Annotated in this window: 21 protein-coding genes; 12 read left to right on the top strand and 9 right to left on the bottom strand. The window is 60.5% G+C overall.

Translation table 11 applies throughout. The features are described from left to right. Positions 1 to 51: 51 nt before the first annotated feature. On the bottom strand, positions 52 to 609 hold the full coding sequence (locus tag J3P94_RS12000) for an NADPH-dependent FMN reductase (RefSeq protein WP_305500446.1): 558 nt from the start codon (positions 607 to 609) through the stop codon (positions 52 to 54). Between the two features lie 186 nt (positions 610 to 795). On the opposite strand from J3P94_RS12000, the gene J3P94_RS11995 reads away from it, so the two are divergent. Together J3P94_RS11995 and J3P94_RS11990 are read left to right on the top strand one after the other, a co-directional pair. After that, entirely contained in the window at positions 796 to 1,056 is a 261-nt protein-coding gene (locus J3P94_RS11995; RefSeq protein WP_305500444.1) for a hypothetical protein, read from the top strand. 85 nt (positions 1,057 to 1,141) lie between these two features. Then, the gene (locus J3P94_RS11990; RefSeq protein WP_434573607.1) at positions 1,142 to 2,035 is read left to right on the top strand and encodes a LysR substrate-binding domain-containing protein; all 894 of its coding nucleotides are present in this window, start codon (positions 1,142 to 1,144) and stop codon (positions 2,033 to 2,035) included. Here the strand turns inward: J3P94_RS11990 and J3P94_RS11985 are convergent. From J3P94_RS11985 to J3P94_RS11970, 4 genes are all read right to left on the bottom strand, one after another. Then, positions 2,001 to 2,615, bottom strand: a complete 615-nt coding sequence (locus J3P94_RS11985) for a GNAT family N-acetyltransferase (protein ID WP_434573605.1) — start codon at positions 2,613 to 2,615, stop codon at positions 2,001 to 2,003. The two genes, J3P94_RS11990 and J3P94_RS11985, sit on opposite strands and share 35 nt — an antisense overlap. Positions 2,616 to 2,873: 258 nt before the next feature. After that, positions 2,874 to 3,635: a DNA polymerase III subunit epsilon gene (gene dnaQ / locus J3P94_RS11980; RefSeq protein WP_434573603.1), complete on the bottom strand. Its 762-nt coding sequence runs from the start codon at positions 3,633 to 3,635 to the stop codon at positions 2,874 to 2,876. A gap of 87 nt (positions 3,636 to 3,722) precedes the next feature. Next, positions 3,723 to 4,175, bottom strand: a complete 453-nt coding sequence (gene rnhA, locus J3P94_RS11975; protein ID WP_030142629.1) for a ribonuclease HI — start codon at positions 4,173 to 4,175, stop codon at positions 3,723 to 3,725. A 92-nt stretch (positions 4,176 to 4,267) separates the two neighbouring features. After that, positions 4,268 to 5,026 carry a class I SAM-dependent methyltransferase gene (locus J3P94_RS11970; RefSeq protein WP_434573601.1) on the bottom strand — a complete coding sequence of 253 codons (759 nt, stop codon included), beginning with the start codon at positions 5,024 to 5,026 and terminating at the stop codon, positions 4,268 to 4,270. A 65-nt stretch (positions 5,027 to 5,091) separates the two neighbouring features. Between J3P94_RS11970 and gloB the strand changes: the two genes are divergently transcribed. The 8 genes from gloB to fabI all read left to right on the top strand — a co-directional run bounded on the left by gloB (position 5,092) and on the right by fabI (position 15,889). Beyond that, positions 5,092 to 5,859: a hydroxyacylglutathione hydrolase gene (gloB, locus tag J3P94_RS11965; protein WP_434573600.1), complete on the top strand. Its 768-nt coding sequence runs from the start codon at positions 5,092 to 5,094 to the stop codon at positions 5,857 to 5,859. Positions 5,860 to 5,958: 99 nt separating this feature from the next. Continuing rightward, a complete protein-coding gene (locus tag J3P94_RS11960; RefSeq protein WP_434573598.1) occupies positions 5,959 to 7,416 on the top strand; it encodes a transglycosylase SLT domain-containing protein in 1,458 nt (485 codons plus the stop codon). A 265-nt stretch (positions 7,417 to 7,681) separates the two neighbouring features. Beyond that, complete coding sequence (locus J3P94_RS11955) at positions 7,682 to 9,514, top strand: extracellular solute-binding protein (protein WP_434573597.1); 1,833 nt, start codon at positions 7,682 to 7,684, stop codon at positions 9,512 to 9,514. After that, on the top strand, positions 9,511 to 11,364 hold the full coding sequence (locus J3P94_RS11950) for an extracellular solute-binding protein (RefSeq protein ID WP_434573595.1): 1,854 nt from the start codon (positions 9,511 to 9,513) through the stop codon (positions 11,362 to 11,364). Before J3P94_RS11955 ends, J3P94_RS11950 begins: the two co-directional genes overlap by 4 nt. Before the next feature lie 4 nt (positions 11,365 to 11,368). Further along, the gene (locus J3P94_RS11945; protein ID WP_434573593.1) at positions 11,369 to 12,442 is read left to right on the top strand and encodes a microcin C ABC transporter permease YejB; all 1,074 of its coding nucleotides are present in this window, start codon (positions 11,369 to 11,371) and stop codon (positions 12,440 to 12,442) included. A 1-nt stretch (position 12,443) separates the two neighbouring features. Beyond that, positions 12,444 to 13,463: an ABC transporter permease gene (locus tag J3P94_RS11940; RefSeq protein WP_434573592.1), complete on the top strand. Its 1,020-nt coding sequence runs from the start codon at positions 12,444 to 12,446 to the stop codon at positions 13,461 to 13,463. A 1-nt stretch (position 13,464) separates the two neighbouring features. Next, positions 13,465 to 15,075 carry an ABC transporter ATP-binding protein gene (locus J3P94_RS11935; protein ID WP_434573590.1) on the top strand — a complete coding sequence of 537 codons (1,611 nt, stop codon included), beginning with the start codon at positions 13,465 to 13,467 and terminating at the stop codon, positions 15,073 to 15,075. Positions 15,076 to 15,094: 19 nt separating this feature from the next. Next, positions 15,095 to 15,889 (top strand): enoyl-ACP reductase FabI, encoded by a 795-nt coding sequence (gene fabI / locus J3P94_RS11930; RefSeq protein WP_003202751.1) that lies wholly within the window; start codon positions 15,095 to 15,097, stop codon positions 15,887 to 15,889. A gap of 54 nt (positions 15,890 to 15,943) precedes the next feature. Here the strand turns inward: fabI and J3P94_RS11925 are convergent, their stop codons facing one another. The 3 genes from J3P94_RS11925 to J3P94_RS11915 form a co-directional block, all read right to left on the bottom strand. Next, entirely contained in the window at positions 15,944 to 16,357 is a 414-nt protein-coding gene (locus J3P94_RS11925) for a hypothetical protein (protein WP_434573588.1), read from the bottom strand. Between the two features lie 6 nt (positions 16,358 to 16,363). Next, the gene (locus J3P94_RS11920; protein ID WP_434573586.1) at positions 16,364 to 17,062 is read right to left on the bottom strand and encodes a lipid II-degrading bacteriocin; all 699 of its coding nucleotides are present in this window, start codon (positions 17,060 to 17,062) and stop codon (positions 16,364 to 16,366) included. Positions 17,063 to 18,527: 1,465 nt separating this feature from the next. Continuing rightward, entirely contained in the window at positions 18,528 to 19,499 is a 972-nt protein-coding gene (locus J3P94_RS11915; protein ID WP_434573585.1) for a sensor domain-containing diguanylate cyclase, read from the bottom strand. A 119-nt stretch (positions 19,500 to 19,618) separates the two neighbouring features. On the opposite strand from J3P94_RS11915, the gene J3P94_RS11910 reads away from it, so the two are divergent. After that, complete coding sequence (locus J3P94_RS11910) at positions 19,619 to 20,443, top strand: AraC family transcriptional regulator (protein WP_434573583.1); 825 nt, start codon at positions 19,619 to 19,621, stop codon at positions 20,441 to 20,443. 141 nt (positions 20,444 to 20,584) lie between these two features. Here the strand turns inward: J3P94_RS11910 and J3P94_RS11905 are convergent, their stop codons facing one another. After that, positions 20,585 to 21,172: a LysE family translocator gene (locus J3P94_RS11905; RefSeq protein ID WP_434573582.1), complete on the bottom strand. Its 588-nt coding sequence runs from the start codon at positions 21,170 to 21,172 to the stop codon at positions 20,585 to 20,587. A gap of 176 nt (positions 21,173 to 21,348) precedes the next feature. Between J3P94_RS11905 and J3P94_RS11900 the strand changes: the two genes are divergently transcribed. Next, a complete protein-coding gene (locus J3P94_RS11900) occupies positions 21,349 to 22,803 on the top strand; it encodes a TrkH family potassium uptake protein (protein WP_434573580.1) in 1,455 nt (484 codons plus the stop codon). Positions 22,804 to 22,877 lie beyond the last annotated feature (74 nt).

Here is a 22,877-nt window from a genome sequence, read left to right as displayed (position 1 = left end):
TGCACTTGTGGCGAGGGAGCAAGCTCCCTGGCCACGGGTTTCACGGTGATATCAAACCTTCTTATGCTGCTCCACCCACTTGCCATAGGCATCGATGAACTTCTGCAAAAACGGCCGCACCGATTCCGACAGGTTGCCCGCCTCGTCGAACGCCGTTCCCGCACCGCTCAGGTAGGCTTCCGGTTGTTGCATGCAAGGCACGTCGAGAAAAACCAGGGATTGGCGCAAATGGTGGTTGGCGCCAAAACCGCCGATGGCACCGGGTGAGGCGCTGATCACTGCGCCCGGCTTGCCGCTCAGGCAACTCTGACCGTAGGGGCGCGAGCCGACATCAATGGCGTTCTTCAGCGGGGCCGGCACCGAGCGGTTGTATTCCGGTGTCACGAACAACAACGCATCCGCCGCGCCGACCTTCTGGCGAAACGCGGTATAGGCCGCCGGCGGCGAGACGTCGATGTCTTCGTTATAGAGCGGCAGCTCGCCGATTTCGACGATCTCCAGTTTCAGGTTGGACGGCGCCAGGTCCGCCAGGGCCAACGCGACCTTTCGGTTGATCGACGCCTTGCGCAGGCTGCCCACTAAAACCGCCACTGTGTAGACATTACTCATGAGAGGCTTCTCGACTATCGGCTCAAAGGGAGCCTGTAGTTATAGATGATCGGCACCACAATTGGACCAGTGGATCACCTAAAACCTGCCAACCGGACTATTTTTTTACTGTAGGAAAACTTACCGCACTTGACCAAGGTCTACAGAACCGCAAATCGAGTGATCTATTTTCAGAGGTTCCAAGCAATGGCAGCAGTACTTGTCGGACAATTTCACGCACGGGACGCCGAAGGTCGCGTCTATTCGGTGCATGAATTCCAAGAATCAGACCCGTCACAAGACGGCATTGGCAAGGATGTCATCACTTATAAGCTGGCCATTGGAGATCGGGTCAACAAAGTCGACGAGGACACGTTCCTGCTGGTGCAATCCGGCATCCACCTGACCCGCGAGCCTGAAACGCCACGGCAGCCTCAGGCGCCAGTCGAAACGCAGATCGCTCTATAACTGTTTGCATGAGCAGAAGTCGCACCCGTAATTGGGTTAGGATTCAGCCACTCAATGGCTTACCTGCCTAATACGGACCTCTTGCATGCGTTTACGCCACATCGAAGTGATCCAGGCGCTGCTGCAGACTGGCCACCTGGGTACCGCGGCCGAATGGCTGCAATTGCCGGTGGCCGAAGTCGAGTCGATCCTGCGCGATGCGGAGGCCCAGCTCGGTTTCATGCTGTTCGCCAGCGTGCGCGGACGCTTGCAGGCGACGCGGGAAACCCTGGAATTACGCGAAGGCATCACGCGGCTGTACGACACCCTCGAACCGATACAGCGAATGGCCGCCAGCCTGAAGCATTATCAGGCGCCGCCCCTGCGCATTATCTGCACCCCACCACTCGCCCAACAGCTGTTACCCCTGAGCATTGCCGCCCTGCGTCGGCGCCATCCGGATGCGCCGTGCACCCTGCTCAGCCAGCCGACCCGGGAAATCGTCAAGAGCCTGCTGCTGCGTGAAAGCGATTTGGGCCTGAGCCTGCACGATCCCGAACACCTCGACATCGATTGCCAGATGATCGCCCAAGGCAAACTGCAGCTGCTAGCGCCCCATGGCTGGCTGCAACCACGACAGAAATACGTGTCGGTTCAGGATCTGGCGGGCCAGTCGCTGGTCGGGCTGGAGGGGCATGATCCGCTGAGCCCGGCGTTCGACCATAAGCTTGGCGCACTGCGCCCGGCACCGGTGGTGCAGATACGCGTGCAGACTCATCAGATGATGCGGGCAATGGTCGAGGCCGGTGAAGGCCTGGCGATTGTCGACCCGTTTACCGCCTCGGGGGCCAGGGGCGGCGACCTGGACATCTGTCCGGTATCGCCTGCCGTGCCCATCTGCCTCTATGCATTGAGCCTGAACGGTGCCACGCCTTCACCGGCGGTCCAGTCGTTGCTGGAACGGATCACGGAACAAGCCGAGGCGTTGCTGAACCACTGACCGTCATGCCCAGCGGATCGTCGAACAACCGGTACCAGAACAGCGCCACCTCGGCGGTGTGCCGGTCAATGCCGCGATAACGCAGGTGATCGATGCCGCCGAGCACATAGCCGCAGCGCTCGTAAAGCCGACAGGCGCCCAGGTTGTTGTTCTGGGTTTCCAGCATGATGCCCGGCAGTTTTTTCTTGCGGCTCCAGAACTGGGCCACGTCGAGCAAGGCCTTGGCCACCCCATGCCGGCGAGCCGGTGCATGCACCGCCAGCTCGTCGATATGGGCATACCCGTTCCAATTGGTGCTGACGACCAGATGGCCGACCGGTTGATCGTCCAGGTAGGCCATGAAGATTTCGCTGTCCGGGGCATCGCGAAAACTGCCGAACTCTTCAGGGTCGATGCCGTAGCACTTGCGGTAGGGAACGATCGGCGTCACCGGCCACTGGCTCACCGGCCGGCCGATCTGCGCCGTGCCATAGACGCTGACTTCGAAACTGAAATCGCTGCCCCAGATATAAGCGGCGAAGCCGTCATCGGCGACGCGCACCGACAGGCCGGGGTGCTTGGGATTCATGACCGGTTGCATACTGGGGAAGGTCCTCATTCCTTGAGACAACCAACGGCGCGAAGCCATCCATTGCCCTTGCTTGTCGAATCTTCACACGTCACGCGGATAACCATGGCCTGCCTTTACTTCAAATTGGAAGGTATTGGCGATTGCGCCGAAAACTGCATGAGGAAAGCTCTTGTGGGAGCGAGCCTGCTCGCGAAGGCGTAGGCACATTCGACAGTTGCCAATTGACCCAGCGCTTTCGCGAGCAGGCTCGCTCCCACAGATATCTCATCAACTCGCGGCAGCCTGCGCCTCGACCAATTGCGTCCACAATGCCGGGGCACCGGCGGACTTGGCGATGGCTTCCAGACGCGTGGCATGTTCGGCCAGGTCGCTTTCGCTGGCGCGGATGATCCGGGCCGGCTTGCGGTCTGCCGGTAAACGCCGGATCTCGCTCGCCTGGTTACCCGAACCTTCGCCGGTGCCATTGCCGTCAGACGCATTGCCGGCCAGGGACAGACTGGTCTGACCGCCAGTCATGGTCAGGTAGACGTCGGCGAGGATCTCGGAGTCGAGCAAGGCGCCGTGCAGCTCACGACCGGAGTTGTCGACCCCGTAGCGCTTGCACAAGGCATCAAGGCTGTTGCGCTGGCCCGGATGCCGCTCCCGCGCCATCATCAAAGTATCGAGGATAGTGCAATGCCGGGTGATGTCGGCCCGGTCGTGCTGGCCCATCAGGGCGAATTCATTGTTGATGAACCCGACGTCGAACGCCGCGTTATGGATGATCAACTGCGCGCCCTGGATGAATTCGAAGAACTCATCGGCTACCTCGGCGAAACGCGGCTTGCCTACCAGGAATTCGTTGGTGATGCCGTGCACGCCAATGGCACCCTCGTCGCTTTCGCGGTCCGGTTGCAGGTAAACGTGGAAATGACGACCGGTCAGGCGTCGACCGATCAGCTCGACACAGCCGATTTCGATAATCCGGTGACCGTCGGTCACCGGCATGCCGGTGGTTTCGGTATCCAGTACTACAGATCTGTTGGCCATCAGTGTTCAGCTCTCAAACGGGCAGTCTTGCAAAAGCGCGAATGTTAGCACGCTATTCGGTGGGATAAGCCCGGGACCGCTTTTGGATCAAGCCTGCTTATACCCCCGTACCTCATCGACCCCACGATTGGCCAACTGGTCGGCCCGCTCGTTGCCGTGGTGGCCGATGTGCCCGCGCACCCATTTCCAGGTGACGTTGTGGCGGTTGACCTGCTCGTCCAGCAGCTTCCAGAGATCAGCGTTCTTGACCGGTTCCTTCGCCGCCGTTTTCCAGCCGCGCTTCTTCCAGTTGGCCATCCACTCGTTGATGCCTTTCATTACATATTGCGAGTCGGTCACCAGCAGCACATCGCATGGCCGCTTGAGTTCTTCCAGGCCGCGAATGGCGCCCATCAGTTCCATGCGATTGTTGGTGGTATTGGCTTCGCCGCCCCAGAGCTCCTTTTCCACGCCCTTGCACACCAGCAACGCACCCCAGCCACCCGGGCCCGGATTGCCCTTGCAGGCGCCATCAGTGAAAAGTTCTACGCTATCGCTCATGCCAATCTATCCAGAAAAAATGCAAAGGCCCACCGGCCGGGACCGCTCGACGCCCGAAACCGAATGCCGGCCAGAACCATTGGAAATAAAAGTTACGGCTCGATGTGACGGCGATTGACCTTGGCCATCGGCAAGGGAATCAGCTTGCCCACCGGCTCGCGCCGCGCCTGGCGTACCGGGCGCAAGCCGACCACGATCTTGCGCGCCACCAACAGATAGAAGCCACCGCCGGACAACTGCCAGTCACTGGCCTTGCGCTCCCAGCCGGCCAGACGGGCCTGCCACTTGGGCGACGCAAGCGGCGGACGATAGCACCCGAAGCGGCGTTTCTCCAGCGCGAAGCCCAGCAGGTTGAGCCAGTCGCCCACTCGCGAAGCCGAGATGCAACGGGCCTGGCGCAGCGCGTCGCCGGCGAATACATGACGCAGCCCCCAACTGCTCCAGGGGTTGATGCCGATAATCAACAAATGGCCACCGGGACGCACGCTGCTGGCGGCCTCGCGCAACAGGCCATGGGGCGACAGGCAGAAATCCAGGCCGTGCTGCATGACCACCACGTCGGCGGCATGCTCGCTCAACGGCCAGGCCTGCTCCTCGCAGACGATCTCCACGCCAGGCAACGGCGCGCCCAGGCGTACGTTGCGCTGCACCTGCGGGGCCGACGGTGGGGTCTGCGCCGAGGGGCCGTAATGCACCAGGTAGCCGCCGAAGAACCGGCCCAACTCGTCTTCGAGCATGCGCCGTTCTTCTTCCAGCAGGAATTGCCCGACAGGGCCGGACAGCCATTCACGGGCGGAACTGATCAATGCCAGCCATTCAGGATCAGCCTGAGCGAACGCTTCATCGGTCATTGCATTCTCCAACGCGCCAGGAAGTTCTAAGATGCGCCTTTGTTTTGAGCTTGGCGAATTCAGCGATGATACAGATCAGTGCCCTGCCCGCGTTTACCGATAACTACATCTGGTTGTTACGGGATCACTCGACCCAGCGCTGCGCCGTGGTCGACCCGGGCGACGCCGCCCCCGTACGGGCCTGGCTCGACGCCCATCCGGGCTGGGTCCTGAGCGACATCCTGGTCACTCATCACCACCATGACCATGTCGGCGGTGTCGCGGCGCTGAAAAGCGCGACGAACGCCACCGTCTACGGGCCGGCCAGCGAAAACATCCCGGCGCGGGACATCGCCCTGGAGGACAACGCCAAGGTCAACGTGCTGGGCCTGGACTTCGATATTCACGCCGTGCCCGGACACACCCTTGGGCATATCGCCTACTACCATCGCGGCCTGCTGTTCTGCGGCGACACGCTGTTCGCCGCCGGTTGCGGCCGGCTCTTCGAGGGCACGCCCGAGCAGATGCACCACTCCTTGAGCCGCCTCGCCGCACTGCCCGACGATACGCTCGTCTACTGCACCCATGAATATACCCTGAGCAACCTGAAGTTTGCCGTCGCGGTCGAGCCGGCCAACCCGGACATTGCCGCGCGCCTGGAGAAAGTCGCCGAGCAGCGCAGCCAGGGTGTCATCACCCTGCCGTCGACCCTGGCCCTGGAAAAGCTCACCAATCCGTTTTTGCGCACCTCTGAAACATCCGTTAAAGAAAAAGCAGACGAACGGAACGGCCAGCGTAACCAGACGGCGAGTGAGGTTTTTGCGGCCTTGAGGGCCTGGAAAGATAAGTTCTAAGCCCGCTATCAATTGATACAAAAATTCTGAATGGTTGACCTGTTGGGGTGCGCTTCCTAGAATCGGCCGACATTTTTGCCCGGAACTTACTTCCAGCCAATGTCGTCATCTATTAGCAGGTCCGTCCAGTCAGACACATTGACCCGCTTGGCTCAAGCCATCGCGGTGGCTGTGTCCGCCACGCTGGCCGGCTGCCAGAGCACCAGTCAGGTGCCGCAGGCCGATGTCGCGCATACGCCGAATATCGCCGCGCGAGCCAAGCAAAAACCCGTCTGGCTGACGGAAAAACCCAGCCCGCAAGTGCCCCAGGACGTCTGGGAACGCATGCGCCAGGGATTCCAGCTGCAGGAAACCGCCGGGGTCAACCCGCGCATCGAGCAGCAGCGCCTGTGGTTCGCCAGCAATCCTTCCTTCCTGGAAAACGCCGGCGAGCGCGGCAGCCTGTACATCCATTACATCGTCGAGCGCCTGGAAGAGCGCAACATGCCGCTGGAGCTGGCGCTGTTGCCGGTGATCGAAAGCGCCTACAACCCGATGGCCTATTCCCGCGCCAACGCGGTGGGCCTGTGGCAGTTCATCCCCTCCACCGGGCGTTATTTCAACCTGCGCCAGACGCGTTTCTACGACGGACGTCGCGACATCACAGCGTCGACCACGGCCGCCATGGATTACCTGACGCGCCTGCATGACATGTTCAACGGTGACTGGCTGCTGGCGCTGGCGGCCTACAACGCCGGTGAAGGCACGGTCAGCCGGGCCATCGAGCGCAACGAAAAGCTCGGCCTGCCCACCGACTACTGGAACCTGCCTCTGCCCAGCGAAACCCAGGCCTACGTGCCGAAGCTGCTGGCGCTGTCCCAAGTGGTACTGGCCCCCGATGCCTACGGCGTGAACCTCAACCCGATCGCCAACGAACCCTACTTCCAGGTCGTCGAGATCAACCAGCGCATGGACCTTTCAAAAGTCGCAGCGGTGGCGAACATCGACGAAGACGAGCTGTTCCAGCTCAACCCGGCGTTCAAGCAACGCACCACCGTCGACGGCCCACAACACCTGCTGGTCCCGACTTCCAAGGCACAGTTGCTGACCGCCAGCCTGTCAACCATGCGCCCGGAAGAACTGATCAGCCCGCGCTCGCTCAAGCCGGTCTTCGAAAACGCCGATGACAGCGAAGTGGAAGGTGTACGGCGCAGCTACCGGGTCAAGCGCGGCGACAACCTGGCCCAGATCGCCAAGGCCAACAACGTCCAGACCAAGGACCTGCAACGCTGGAACAAGCTCAGCGGCAATAAGCTCAAGGTCGGCCAGACCCTGGTCATGCAAGACGTCAAGGCCACCAAGGCAACCAAGGCCAGCGGCAAACGCATCAACACTGTCGTAGCCGCCAAGGGCAAGGAACAGAAGAAGCAGACCCAATACAAGGTCAAGCAAGGCGACTCGCTTTACGTCGTTGCCAAGCGCTTCAACGTCGAAATGCAGCACCTCAAGCGCTGGAACCCGCGCATGGGCAAGGCGCTCAAGCCTGGACAGATGCTGACGGTCTATTCCCCGCATTAACAGCGGAGCTCCCGTGGCGAGGGAGCTTGCTCCCGCTGGGCTGCACAGCAGCCCCAAAAGCAGCGACTCAATTCACCTGTCACACCGAGGTGCCAGGTTCACGGGTTGCTTCGCAACCCAGCGGGAGCAAGCTCCCTCGCCACACAGGCACTCTCGCCATGGATCCAGGTAATCCAGCGCTTTGAGCCCCCGCCTTTTTCCTGCCGATACAAGCTGTTACTGTACAGGCCATAAAAGCCCAAGCCGCCTGGATCGGATCTCAGACTTGATACGTCCCCTCCTCCTGTTCCTGATCAGCCTGGCCTTGAGCTCCCCCGCCGGCGCCACCATCAGCGAAAGCCATGGCTATGCGCAGTTCGGCACGCTCAAGTACCCGGCCAGATTCACCCACTTCGACTGGGTCAACCCGCAAGCGCCCAAGGGCGGCACCTTGCGGGTCATGGCATTTGGCACCTTCGACACACTCAATCCGTATACCTTCAAGGGCAGCAGCCCGGTTTCAACGGCAAATTTCCTGCAATACGGCATCAATGAATTGAACGAGCCGTTGATGGTTGGCACCGGCCAGTACGCACCGTCCGGCGACGAACCGACGTCGAGCTACGGCTTGATCGCCCGATCCGTGGAATACAGCGAGGACCGTAGCTGGGTGGTGTTCAACCTGCGGCCGGAGGCGCGGTTCCATGACGGCGTGCCGATCACCGCTTATGACGTGGCGTTTTCCTACAGGACGCTGCTCAAGGAAGGTCATCCGCAATACCGCACCAACCTGCAGGAAGTGCTGCGGGTCGATATCCTCAACCCGCTGAAAATCCGCTTTGTCTTCAAGCGTGCGGGCAATCCCTTGCTGATTCTGCGCCTGGGGGAACTGCCGGTGCTGCCCCAGCACTACTGGAAAGACCGCGACTTCAAGGCGACCACCTTCGAGCCCCCCCTGGGCAGTGGCCCTTATCGCATCACCAAGGTGCAGCCCGGTCGCCAACTGGTCTTCGAACGGGTCAAGGACTACTGGGGCAAGGACCTGCCGGTCAATCGCGGCAAATACAACTACGACCGCATGGTCGTCGAGTTCTACCGCGACAGCGAGGTGGCCTTCGAAGCGTTCAAGGCCGGTGAATTCGATATCTACATCGAACACCAGGCCAAGAACTGGGCCAACGGCTACAACTTTCCGGCGATCAACCGTGGCGATGTGATCAAGGCGCAGATTCCCCATCAGATTCCGACCCAGACCCAGGGCCTGTTCATGAACACCCGGCGCAGCACCTTCGCCGAGGTCAAGGTGCGCGAAGCCCTGGGATTGATGTTCGATTTCGAATGGACCAACCGCACGTTGTTCAGCGGTGCCTACAAACGCACACTCAGCTATTACCCCAACAGTGAATTTTCGGCCACGGGCCTGCCCGTGGGGCACGAATGGCTGCTGCTCAAGCCCTATCGCGAACAATTGCCGCCCCGGTTGCTGACCGAACCCTTCAGTCTGCCTCGCACCGACGGTCGCGGCGTTCCGCGCGAGACACTGCGCAAGGCCCTGGGCCTGTTGAAAGAAGCCGGATGGACCCTCCACGGCCAGCACTTGCTGAACGCCGACAAGCAGCCCCTACGCTTTGAAATCCTGTTGGTGAACCCGAACCTGGAGCGCATCCTCCAGCCCTACGTCGAGAACCTCGCCAGCATCGGCGTCCAGGCCCGTCTGCGCACGGTGGACCGCGCCCAGTACAAGCAGCGCCTGGACCAGTTCGATTTCGACATGATCCTGCTGACCCTGAGCCAGACCCTCAGCCCGGGCCTTGAGCAATGGCAGTACTTCCACTCCAGCCAGGTCGGGATCAAGGGCAGTAAAAACTATGCGGGCATCGCCAACCCCGTGGTCGATCACCTGCTGGAGAAGCTGCTCGCCGCCCAGACTCGCGACGAACAGGTCGCCGCCGGCAAGGCCCTGGACCGCGTGCTGCTATGGCAGCACTACTGCATTCCCAACTGGTATCTCAATTATCATCGCCTGGCGTACCGCAACCGGTTCGCTTTCGTCACTACGCCGCCCTACACCCTGGGCCTGAGCGCATGGTGGCTGAAATCTTCGGAGAAAGATCAATGAAGCCTTTACGCGCCCTGCTCCTGCAGGCCAGCGGTCTGTTATTCGCCGGACTGGCCTGTGCCGCGCCGCAGCACGCCTTGACGTTGTACAACGAGCCGCCAAAGTACCCGGCCGACTTCAAGCATTTCGATTACGTGAACCCGGATGCCCCCAAGGGCGGGATATTCCGCCAGGGCGGGTTTGGCGGCTTCGACAGCCTCAACCCGTTTATCAGCAAAGGCGTACCGGCCGACGATATCGGCCTGATCTACGACACCCTGGCCAAGCAAGGCCTCGACGAGCCCTTTACCGAGTACGGTCTGATCGCCGAAAAGATCGAGAAGGCCCCGGACAATGGCTGGGTGCGCTTCTACCTGCGCCCCGAAGCCCGCTTCAACGACGGCCATCCGGTGCGCGCCGAAGATGTCGTGTTCAGCTTCGAGACCCTGACCAGGGACGGCGCCCCGATGTTTCGCGGCTACTACAACGATGTCGCCGAAGTCGTCGCCGAGACACCGCTCAAGGTCCTGTTCAAGTTCAAGCACACCAATAACCGCGAACTGCCGTTGATCCTCGGCCAACTGCCGGTATTGCCCAAACACTGGTGGGCCAACCGCGACTTCAACAAGGGCAATCTGGAGATCCCCCTCGGCAGCGGCCCCTACCGGGTCACCGAAGTGAAGGCGGGGCGTTCGATCCGCTACGAGCGCGTCAAGGATTACTGGGGCAAGGACCTGGCGGTCAACCGCGGCTTCTACAATTTCGACGTACTGACCACCGATTACTACCGCGACAACACCGTGGCCGTAGAGGCGTTGAAAGCCGGGCAATTCGATTTCTGGCTGGAGATGGCTGCCAAGAACTGGGCCAACGCCTACAACATTCCCGCCGTCAGCGAAGGCCGCCTGATCAAGGAACAGATCCCCAACGGCAACCCCACCGGCATGCAGGGTTTTGTCTACAACCTTCGCCGCCCGATCTTCCAGGACGTGCGGGTGCGCCAGGCGTTGAGCCTGTTGCTGGACTTCGAATGGACCAACAAGCAGTTGTTCCACGGTGCCTACGCCCGCACCCGCAGCTATTTCGAGAACTCGGAAATGGCCGCGACCGGCCTGCCCGGCGAAGACGAATTGAAGATTCTCGAACCGCTGCGCGGCAAGATTCCGGAACAGGTCTTCACTGAAACCTTCCAGCCTACGGTCTGCGATGGCAGCGGCATGATCCGCGACCAGCAGCGCAAGGCCTATCAATTGCTGCAGGAGGCCGGCTGGCGCATCGTCGACGACAAGATGGTCGACGCCCAGGGCAAACCGGTGGTGCTGGAATTCCTCCTGGCCCAGACCGAATTCGAGCGGGTGCTGCTGCCTTTCAAGCGCAACCTGAGCGACCTGGGCATCGAGCTGGTGATTCGCCGCGTCGACGTGTCCCAGTACATCAACCGCGTGCGCTCCCGGGACTTCGATCTGGTGGTGGGCAGCTTCCCGCAGTCCAGCTCGCCGGGTAACGAGCAGCGCGAGTTCTGGATGTCGGCTGCCGCGGACAAGCCTGGCAGCCGCAATACCATGGGCCTGAAGGACCCGGCCGTCGACCAGTTGGTGGAACAGTTGATCAACGCCGATTCGCGCAAAAGCCTAGTAGCCCATGCCCGGGCGCTGGACCGGGTGCTGCAGTGGGGCTATTACGTGATCCCCAACTGGCACATCAAGACCTGGCGCGTGGCCTACTGGAACCATATCGGCCACCCGAAAGTCACCCCGACCTACGACATCGGCACCACCACATGGTGGGTGAAGCCGGACGTCAAACCGGCCGACGAAGTGGAAAAACAAGTGATCGAGCAGCAAGTCGCCGCCCCTGTGAGCGTGGAGTAACCCGATGCTGGCTTATATTTTTCGGCGCCTGCTGCTCATCATCCCGACCCTGTTCGGCATCCTGCTGATCAACTTCGTGATCATCCAGGCCGCGCCCGGTGGGCCGGTGGAGCAGATGATCGCCAAGCTCGAAGGTTTCGAAGGCGCTACCAGCCGCATCGCTGGCGGCGGCGCGGAAGTGTCGGTGGCCGGCTCCTCCTACCGCGGCGCCCAAGGCCTGGATCCGGCACTGGTCAAGGAAATCGAGCGCATGTACGGCTTCGACAAGTCGGCCCCCGAACGCCTGTGGATCATGATCAAGAACTACGCCCGCCTGGACTTTGGCGACAGCTTTTTCCGCGACGCCAAGGTCATCGACCTGATCAAGGAAAAGATGCCGGTGTCGATCTCCCTCGGACTGTGGAGCACGCTGATCATGTACCTGGTGTCGATCCCGCTGGGGATCGCCAAGGCCACGCGGCACGGCAGCCATTTTGATGTGTGGACCAGTTCGGCGATCATCGTCGGTTATGCGATCCCGTCGTTCCTGTTCGCCATCCTGCTGATCGTGGTGTTTGCCGGCGGCAGTTATTTCGACTGGTTTCCATTGAGGGGGCTGACGTCGAACAATTTCGAGGAACTGAGCCTGGGCGGCAAGATCCTCGATTATTTCTGGCACCTGGCCTTGCCTGTCACCGCCCTGGTGATCGGCAACTTCGCCACCATGACGCTGCTGACCAAGAACAGCTTCCTCGATGAAATCAACAAGCAGTACGTGGTCACCGCCAAGGCCAAGGGGCTGACGCGCAACCGGGTGCTCTACGGGCATGTATTTCGCAACGCCATGCTGCTGGTGATTGCCGGTTTCCCTTCGGCGTTCATCGGGATCTTCTTTACCGGCTCGCTGCTGGTGGAAGTGATCTTCTCCCTCGACGGCCTTGGCTTGATGAGCTTCGAAGCCGCCATCAACCGTGATTATCCGGTGGTCTTCGGCACACTGTTCATCTTTACCCTGCTGGGGCTGGTAGTGAAACTGATCGGCGACCTGACCTATACCTTCGTCGATCCGCGTATCGACTTCGAAAGCCGGGAGCATTGAGATGAACCTCTCCCCTCTCAATCGTCGCCGTTTCGAACTGTTCAAGGCCAACAAGCGTGGCTGGTGGTCGTTGTGGCTGTTTCTGTTCTTGTTCATCCTCAGCCTGGGCGCCGAGCTTATTGCCAACGACAAGCCACTGGTGGTGCACTACGACGGCGGCTGGTACTTCCCGGCCCTGAAGCGTTACCCGGAAACGACGTTCGGCGGCGAATTCCCGCTGGAGGCCAACTACAAGAGCCCGTATATCCGCGAGTTGCTCGCCGCCAAGGACGCCTGGGTCGTGTGGGCACCGATTCCATTCAGCTACCAGAGCATCAATTACGACTTGAAGGTCCCGGCCCCGGCACCGCCCTCGGTGGTGAACTGGCTGGGCACCGATGACCAGGGCCGCGACGTGCTGGCGCGGGTCATCTATGGCTTCCGCATCTCGGTGCTGTTCGCGCTCACGCTGACGGTGCTCAGCTCGATCATCGGGGTGATTGCCGGTGCGTTGCAGGGCTTCTATGGCGGCTGGGTAGACCTGGCCGGACAGCGCTTCCTGGAAATCTGGTCCGGGCTGCCGGTGCTCTATCTGCTGATCATTCTCGCCAGCTTCGTCCAGCCGAACTTCTGGTGGCTGCTGGGCATCATGTTGCTGTTTTCCTGGATGAGCCTGGTGGATGTGGTGCGCGCCGAGTTCCTGCGCGGGCGCAACCTCGAATACGTGCGCGCCGCGCGAGCGCTGGGCATGCAGAATGGCGCGATCATGTTCCGCCACATCCTGCCCAACGCCATGGTCTCGACCATGACCTTCATGCCGTTCATCCTCACCGGCGCCATCGGCACCCTCACCGCCCTGGATTTTCTCGGTTTCGGCCTGCCGGCCGGAGCGCCATCCCTCGGTGAGCTGGTGGCCCAGGGCAAGTCCAACCTGCAGGCGCCCTGGCTGGGCATCAGCGCATTCGCCGTGCTGGCGATCATGCTGAGCCTGTTGGTGTTCATCGGCGAGTCCGCTCGCGATGCCTTCGATCCGAGGAAGTGAAATGAACCAGGACAATCTGATCGAAGTGCGCGACCTGGCGGTGGAGTTCATCGTTGGCGAACGCCGCCAGCGCGTGGTCGAGGGCATCAGCTTCGACATCAAGCGCGGCGAAACCCTCGCCCTGGTGGGTGAAAGCGGCTCGGGCAAGTCGGTGACGGCCCATTCGATCCTGCGCTTGCTGCCCTACCCGCTGGCCCACCACCCGACCGGGACCATCCAGTACGCCGGCCAGAATCTGCTGGGCCTGAAGGAAAAGACCATCCGCCATATCCGTGGCAACCGGATCGCGATGATCTTCCAGGAGCCGATGACTTCCCTGAACCCGCTGCACTGCATTGAAAAACAGCTCAATGAAGTGCTCGGCATCCACAAGGGCCTGACCGGCAAGGTCGCCACCCGTCGCTCCCTCGAGCTGCTGGAACTGGTCGGCATCCCCGAACCGCACAAACGGCTCAAGGCGTTGCCCCACGAACTGTCCGGTGGCCAGCGTCAGCGGGTGATGATCGCCATGGCCCTGGCCAACGAGCCGGAACTGCTGATAGCCGACGAACCGACCACCGCGCTGGACGTCACCGTGCAGTTGAAAATCCTCGATCTGCTCAAGGATTTGCAGGCGCGCCTGGGCATGTCGCTGCTGCTGATCAGCCACGATTTGAACCTGGTGCGAAGAATTGCGCATCGTGTATGTGTCATGCAGCGCGGTTGCATCGTCGAACAGGCATCGTGCGCAGAGTTGTTCCGCGCGCCGCAACATCCGTACACTCGGGAATTGCTCGCCGCCGAGCCCAGCGGCAACCCGGCGACCAACGTGGTCGGCCCGCCGCTGCTGGAGGTCGAGGACCTGAAAGTCTGGTTCCCGATCAAGAAAGGCCTGTTCAAGCGCACGACGGATTACATCAAGGCGGTGGACGGAATCCGCTTCAGCCTGCCCCAGGGCCAGACCTTGGGCATCGTCGGCGAGAGCGGTTCCGGCAAGTCCACGCTGGGGCTGGCGATCTTGCGGTTGATCGGCAGCCAGGGCGGGATCCGCTTCGACGGCAAGCAGCTCGACAGCCTGTCGCAGCAGCATGTCCGGCCGTTGCGCCGGGAGATGCAAGTGGTGTTTCAGGACCCGTTTGGCAGCCTGAGCCCGCGAATGTGTGTGAGCCAGATCGTCGGCGAAGGACTGCGGATCCACAAGATCGGCACCGAAGCCGAACAGGAACAAGCGATAATTGCGGCATTAAAGGAGGTAGGCCTGGACCCGGAAACCCGGAACCGCTACCCCCACGAATTTTCCGGAGGGCAACGGCAGCGCATCGCCATTGCCCGGGCCCTGGTGCTCAAGCCGGCGTTGATTCTGCTGGACGAACCAACGTCGGCCCTGGACCGTACCGTGCAACGCCAGGTGGTGGAGCTGTTGCGGTCATTGCAAACCAAGTACAACCTGACGTACCTGTTTATCAGCCATGACCTGGCTGTCGTCAAAGCGCTGAGCCACCAATTGATGGTGGTCAAGCATGGCCAAGTGGTCGAACAAGGTGATGCCCGCAGCATATTCGCCGCGCCGCAACACCCCTATACACAGCAGTTGCTGGAGGCCGCTTTCCTGGCCCCGACAACTGCCGAATAACCTGAAAGAGGAGCAACACATGGGTTTTCTCGCCGGTAAGCGCGTACTGATCGTCGGTGTCGCCAGCAAGCTGTCCATCGCATCCGGCATCGCTGCCGCCATGCATCGCGAGGGCGCTGAGCTTGCCTTCACTTATCAGAACGACAAACTCAAGGGTCGTGTCGAAGAGTTCGCGCAAGGCTGGGGTTCGAGCCCTGAGCTGTGCTTCCCGTGCGACGTCGCCAGCGATGAAGAAATCGCCAAGGTCTTCGAAGAACTGAGCAAGAAGTGGGATGGCCTGGACTGCATCGTGCACTCCGTGGGCTTCGCCCCGGGCGACCAACTGGATGGCGACTTCACCGAAGCCACCACCCGTGAAGGTTTCCGCATTGCCCACGACATCAGCGCCTACAGCTTCGTGGCCCTGGCCAAGGCCGGTCGCGAGATGATGAAAGGCCGCAACGGCAGCCTGCTGACCCTGTCGTACCTGGGCGCCGAGCGCACCATGCCGAACTACAACGTCATGGGCATGGCCAAGGCCTCCCTGGAAGCTGGCGTTCGCTACCTGGCCGGCTCCCTGGGCCCGGACGGCACCCGCGTGAACTGCGTATCGGCCGGTCCGATCCGCACCCTCGCCGCTTCCGGCATCAAGAACTTCCGCAAGATGCTGGCCGCCAACGAAGCGCAAACCCCGCTGCGTCGCAACGTCACCATCGAAGAAGTCGGCAACGCCGGCGCCTTCCTGTGCTCGGACCTCGCGTCGGGCATCAGCGGTGAAATCATGTACGTGGATGGCGGCTTCAACACCACCGCCATGGGCAACATCGAAGAGTAAATCTTCACGTTGCAATAAAACGCCGCTTGCCCTGGAAAGGCCAAGCGGCGTTTTTTATTGCGGCTTTGGGGGGATGGCCAACAACACGAAGGCAAAGGCGAGCAGGAACAACAACGCCGCTATTAATCCGGACACGGCGTCATACAGGTAGGCCAAGGAGACCAACCCCCCCAGGAGCGACGTTAAAACAAGGGGAATATTGGCAAGCACATACACGCTGATACGCAGTCTGAAAGACCGGCGCCTGAGAAACCGCTGGGCGATACTGCCTATTCCGGTCAGGGCCAATGATGCCGAAGCCAATATGATCAGCAAGACCAGGTAGATCGAAACAGCGGGAACACCCCGGGTGTCGGTGAGATCTCCGGGATTCTCCACCACGCTGTCTGGGGGAAAGAAAAACAGCAGTGCACAGGCCGCCAATAGGCAAAGGATAGCGGCGCCCAGTCTTTTCTCGCTGCGTATCATGGTGGGTCACCTTGAAAAATTGATCGGAAGCTCGCCGGTAATTCGTATTTCATAGTCCTGCGCTCGGGCAACGCGCCCCACCTGATGCAGTGCCGTGGTCGCTTTTTCATCAAATACCGAACGATGATTGCTGGCATTTGCATCATAACGATCCGAAAAAGCCTTGGCAGTCCCTGTAAACGACAGGCTACCTGAGGTGTTACGGATCACCTGACCGGTTATTTGAAGCGTGATGTTTCCAAGGTAGATCCTTGCGATATTCGAATCCTGAGCCGTGGAATAGGGAAACCTCATATTGACACTGGTTACCCCTACTCCCGCGGTATTGATAATCGCCATCAGGTCGGGAATCTTGTTCGGTGCTGGGCTGATTCCAATTCTGTCGAGTCGAACGCTTGCAGGTTTGCCCTTGCCAAGTAACCAATGACCGATAGCTTTGAAGGGTGTGAACACGCCTCCGGAAAACTCCTGCTCGACCGCCAGCTGTTCAATAGCAGTTATCTTGGTTCCTTCTTTAACTCCCAGCTTCCAAGCGTCTGCAGTGCCAAGCCCGGGATTCTTCAGCATTAACAGATCAGAACCATGGGCAACCTTCAAATCACCAATGATGAAGCCGTCCAAGCCATAACGAACCGGTCGATTATTGCGCATGGCTACGAGATGACGTCCAAGCATCTGAGGCCAATGACCCCGTTCGTAAGCCACGTGCGCTCTTGGATCATTTTTCCAATCATCGCCAGCGGCGCAGGGAATGGGAGCCCCCTTCCACTTCCGCGTGACGTGCCAAATTCTTCGGGATAAACAAATGTCAGGGGCAATTCGTTATTCATAAGGGGTACCAGTCAGATGGAGGTAAGGCTGCGGTCATGGGTCTGCAAACATGATGCAAAGCTCATTCTGCGTACCTCCGCTCCCCCTTGTGCGGTACATATATATAGCGTCGCGTCGGCTACCTGCATCACTGCTGAATGCCTCCAAAGTGGAGCTGGACCATTCATCCCACAATGCATTTGCGCCATCCGAAGCATCCAGGAAAAACACAAAATCCTGTGGGAGCAAGCTTGCTCGCGATAGCGGTGCATCAGTCGACGGGGATGCTGAATGGGCTGGCCTCTTCGCGAGCAAGCTCGCTCCCACAGTGGAGCTGCGCCATTCGGAGCATCCAGGCACAACACAAAATCCTGTGGGAGCGAGCCTGCTCGCGAAGGCGGTTTTTCAGTCGCCATAGATGCTGAATGGGCTGGCCTCTTCGCGAGCAGGCTCGCTCCCACAGTGGTTCTGCGCCATCCGGAGTGTCAGGCAAAACACAAAATCCTGTGGGAGCGAGCTTGCTCGCGAAGGCGGTGTTTCAGTCGCCATAGATGCTGAATGGGCTGGCCTCTTCGCGAGCAAGCTCGCTCCCACAGTGGTTCTGCGCCATCCGGAGTGTCAGGCAAAACACAAAATCCTGTGGGAGCGAGCTTGCTCGCGAAGGCGGTGTTTCAGTCGCCATAGATGCTGAATGGGCTGGCCTCTTCGCGAGCAAGCTCGCTCCCACAGTGGTTCTGCGCCATCCGGAGTGTCAGGCAAAACACAAAATCCTGTGGGAGCGAGCCTGCTCGCGAAGGCGGTGTTTCAGTCGACAGAGATGCTGAATGGGCTGGCTTCTTCGCGAGCAGGCTCGCTCCCACAGTGGGTCTGCGCCATCCGGAGTATCCAGGCACAACACAAAATCCTGTGGGAGCGAGCCTGCTCGCGAAGGCGGTGTTTCAGTCGACAGGGATGCTGAATGGGCTGGCCTCTTCGCGAGCAGGCTCGCTCCCACAATGGAGCTGCGCCATCTGGAGCTCCAGGCACAACACAAAATCCTGTGGGAGCGAGCCTGCTCGCGAAGGCGGTGTTTCAGTCGACAGAGATGCTGAATGGGCTGGCCTCTTCGCGAGCAAGCTCGCTCCCACAGCGGAGCTGCGCCATTCGGTGCATCCAGGCACAACACAAAATCCTGTGGCAGCGAGCTTGCTCGCGATGGCGGGGTTTCAGTCGACGGGGATGCTGAACTCTTCGCGAGCAGGCTCGCTCCCACAGTGGTTCTGCGCCATCCGGAGTGTCAGGCACAACTCGAGACCGTGTGGGAGCGAGCCTGCTCGCGAAGGCGGTGGGTCAGCTGGGGGTGACGTCGAGGGTGGCTTACTCAGCTTGGGCTATTGCGCCGCTCCTGCTTCTGCGCATACATCGCCGCATCCGCCTCTGCCAGCAGGCTGTCGATCGACTCATGCCGCTCGGGGTCGTATTCGATCTGGCCCACGCTGAAATCGATGTCATAGCCGCGCTGCAACGTTATGTTGCGCTCTTCGAGCATTTCCCTGAGCCGTGCCATGATCGCCGTCGTCTCGACATGGGAAGCGCCGGTGAGCAAGGCGACGAACTCGTCTCCGCCCATGCGACCGATCACGTCGCTTTCACGAAAGGCAATGCGCAATACGTCGGCGAATGTCTTCAGCGCGCCGTCACCCTCGGCATGCCCGAAGCGATCGTTGATCGGCTTGAAGTCGTTGAGATCGAAAAACAGCAGTGTTGCCGGCCGCGAAAGACGGCTGCAGACACTCAGCGCGTGCTGGGCCAGCGTCATGAAGCCGCGCCGATTGGACAGCAGTGTCAGTTCATCCATGCTGGCCATCTGCACGGCCACCAGCTCCTGCTCGGCCATGCTCGCCAGATCGCGCAGCAGCTCGCGCTCGTCGTCGTTGAGGGTGCGCGGCCGGGTGTCCAACAAGCACAGGGTGCCCATCTTGCTGCCATCATCCAGCCCCAGCGGATGCCCGGCATAGAAGCGGATGCCAGGTTGGCCCTTGACCAACGGATTATCGTGGAACCGCACGTCCTGTTCCGCGTCGCAAATCTCCAGGATCTCGTCCTGCAAGATCGCATGCCCGCAGAACGACACCTCGCGCGGGGTCTCACTGGCTTCCAGGCCGGCGCTTGACTTGAACCATTGCCGATTGGCGTCCACCAGCGACACCAGGGCGATCGGCACGTTGAACAGACGCCGGGCGAGACGGGTCAGGCGGTCAAACCGCTCCTCAGGAGGGGTATCAAGCAGTTTGAGCGACTGCAATTGTTTGAGGCGAACGGCTTCGTTGTCAGGTTTGCCTGGCGCAAGCATCAGTAACTCCGTTGGCGGGACTCATCAGAGTCTAGCGCAGACCGGAGCAAACTCGAACGGGCATTTTCCGGCACGGACGCATACACTCAGGCACAGCCAATAAAACAGGACATTGCCTGATGAAGCCCGCCAACCACGACGCCGCCCCACGCTTCTGGCGCGACGCGGCGCTGCCTTTCATCGAGGCCCGGGCCATCGCCGATGGGCGCAAGGTCTGTTATTCGCGTCATTCCCATGATCACTTTTCCATCGGCGCAATCACCGCCGGACGCAGCACCTACCTGCACGAGCAATTGCGGTTCCAGGTCCAGAGCGGCACGGTAGTGCTGATGAATCCCGGCGACGTCCATGCTTGCAACCCGATCGACGATCAGCCCTGGTCTTATGTGATGCTGTATGTCGACACTCAATGGCTGCGGGATCTGCAACGCCGTATCGGCTTTGACCCCTCGCTGGACTTCCAGGCATTCGGCACAACCCATAGCCGTGATGTCGCGCTTTTCTCCGGCCTGTGCGGGCTCTACGAAACGCTGGTGGCTGAACATATCGATGCCAGCGGCAAGCAAGTCGCCGCCGAAGTGTTTTTCACCGATCTCCAGCATCGACTCAACCCGGCAGGACGTCCGGAGCGTGGCAGCCATCCGGCGCTGATGCGGGCGGCGCAGTTCATTCACGACCATTGCACCGAAGCCCTCAAGCTCGAGGATATCTGCGCCTTCGCGCAGCTTTCGCCATCCTATTTGAGCCGGGCTTTCAAGCGCCACTACGGCATGACACCGCACGCCTTCCTGATCAACCGGCGTATCCAGTTCGCCCGCCGTCAACTGCGCGAGGGCAAGCTGATTGCCGATGTGGCGCTGGACAGCGGGTTTGCCGATCAGGCGCACTTCCAACGGGCGTTCAAGCAACACCTGGCGGCTACACCCGGGCAATACCGCGGCTGACGTAGCCACTTGACTCCATGGCGAGGGAGCTTGCTCCCGCTGGGCTACGCAGTAACCCCAAAACCTGGCGACTGCTGCGCAGTCGAGCGGGAGCAAGCTCCCTCGCCACAAAAGCTCTGCCAGTTGGACACCTCGTCAGACTCAAGGCAACAACAGATACACCGCGCTCGCCACCAACAACGCCGCCATCAGTCGATTGAACAGGCGCATGGTCGCCGGGTTACCCAGCCACGTGCGCAGAAAGCTGCCCGCATAGGCCCAGCAACCCACCGAGACATAGCAGATGACCAGGTAGATCGCCGCAAACTGCCACACCAGCCGCGCCTCGCCGTCGGCCACGAAGGCGCCCATCCCCGCCACGCAAGCCAGCCACGCCTTGGGGTTGAGCCACTGCATCAACGCGCCATGGAACATCGAAGGCGCGCGCCCCTCGTCCCGGTCACCCAGCTCGCCTTTGTCCACCGCCAGTTTCCAGGCCATGTACAACAGGAACGCCACGCCAGCCAGTTGCACCACACGCGTGAGCCCAGGCCAGCGCTGCAATACTTCATGCAACCCCAATCCCATCAAGACCAGCAGCAGGACGAACCCGAGCGTGGCGCCGGCGACATGGCGCAAGGTTGCGCGAAATCCATATCGGGCACCGGAGCTGAGGGCGACGATATTGACCGGGCCCGGAGTAATGGAAGCCACCAGGGCAAAGGTGGCCATGGAAAATATCAAGCTCATCACATATCTTCTTGAGTTCAGGAAAGAGGTCCCAAGGTAATGGGGTCGCCTGCTCGGGTATTGAAGAAAACTGCCTTGGTCGTCGAGCACTTCCGCTTCATTTTTTTACGCAAATTTTACGCGGTAAGCGATTCACCGAATCGATACTGGGCAGCTCTTTGAATCAGGCGTCATCCATGTCTATAGCGGTTCTGCGTCTCATCGGTTTCATCCTCGGGATTTTCCTGATCACCCTTGCGATCAGCATGGCGATTCCGCTGTTTACGCTGATGTTCTACGAGCGCAACGATGACTTGTCGGCGTTTCTATGGTCGAGCCTGATCACCTTCGTCTGCGGTGTGGCACTGGTGGCCCGTGGAAGGCCGGACCACGTCCAGATGCGTCCCAGGGAAATGTACCTGCTCACCACCGCCAGCTGGGTAATTGTCTGCGCATTCGCCGCCCTGCCCATGGTATTCATCCAGCACATCAGCTACACCGATGCATTTTTCGAGACCATGTCAGGCATCACCACCACCGGCTCGACCATCCTGACCGGGTTGGATAGCGCATCGCCCGGCCTGTTGATCTGGCGGTCGATGTTGCACTGGCTCGGCGGAATCGGCTTTATCGGCATGGCCGTGGCGGTCCTGCCGCTGCTGCGGGTCGGCGGCATGCGGCTGTTCCAGACCGAATCTTCGGACTGGTCGGAGAAAGTCACGCCGCGCTCTCACGTCGCGGCCAATTACATCCTGTGGATCTACATCGGCTTGACCGCTCTCTCGACGTTGGGGCTGTGGCTTGCGGGGATGACGCCTTTCGAAGCGATCAACCATGCGATGTCGCTGATTTCCACTGGAGGTTTTTCCACCTCCGATTCATCCCTGGCGCACTGGCCGCAACCGGCGGTTCATTGGGTGTCAGTGGTCGTCATGATGGCCGGATCGCTGCCCTTCACGCTGTATGTCGCGACATTGCGGGGCCATCGGCGCGCCCTGCTCAAGGACCAGCAAGTCAGGGGCTTCATCGGCTTCCTGGTCGTTACATGGCTGTTGGTGGGTACCTGGCTGAGCCTTAACAGCGATCACGCGTGGTGGGACGCGGTCCGTATCGTGGCGGTCAACGTCACTTCAGTCGTCACGACCACTGGCGTGGCGCTGGGTGACTACACGTTGTGGGGCAGCTTTGCCCTGTTGCTGTTCTTTTACCTGACGTTCGTCGGCGGCTGTTCGGGATCCACGGCCGGGGGCCTGAAGATTTTTCGCTTTCAAGTCGCCAGGGTGCTGCTGATGGGCAGCTTGAAGCAGCTGATCCATCCCCGGGCGGTGATCCAGAAGAAATACAACAACCATCCCATCGACGAGGAAATCGTTCGTTCGCTGCTGACGTTCTCGTTCTTCTTCACCATCACGATCGGCGCCATCGCCCTGGGTCTGGCCCTGATCGGCCTGGACTGGACGACCGCCTTGACCGGTGCCGCCACTGCCGTCTGCAACGTGGGTCCTGGCTTGGGCAACATCATCGGCCCCGCCGGCAACTTCTCGACCTTGCCGGATGCGGCAAAATGGCTGCTGACCATCGGCATGCTGCTGGGACGGCTGGAAATCCTGACGGTGCTGGTGCTGTTCACGCCGGTGTTCTGGAAGTACTGACTCGTCGAACAGGACTGAACAGCAGACGAAAAAAATCGCGAGGCCCGGAAACAGGCCTCGCGATTTCATTCAAG

It is taken from the genome of Pseudomonas sp. Z3-8 (assembly GCF_051131975.1).
Taxonomy (GTDB): Bacteria; Pseudomonadota; Gammaproteobacteria; order Pseudomonadales; family Pseudomonadaceae; genus Aquipseudomonas.
The sequence above is the reverse complement of the archived record's forward strand: the minus strand, read 5'-3'. Positions and strand labels throughout refer to the sequence as shown.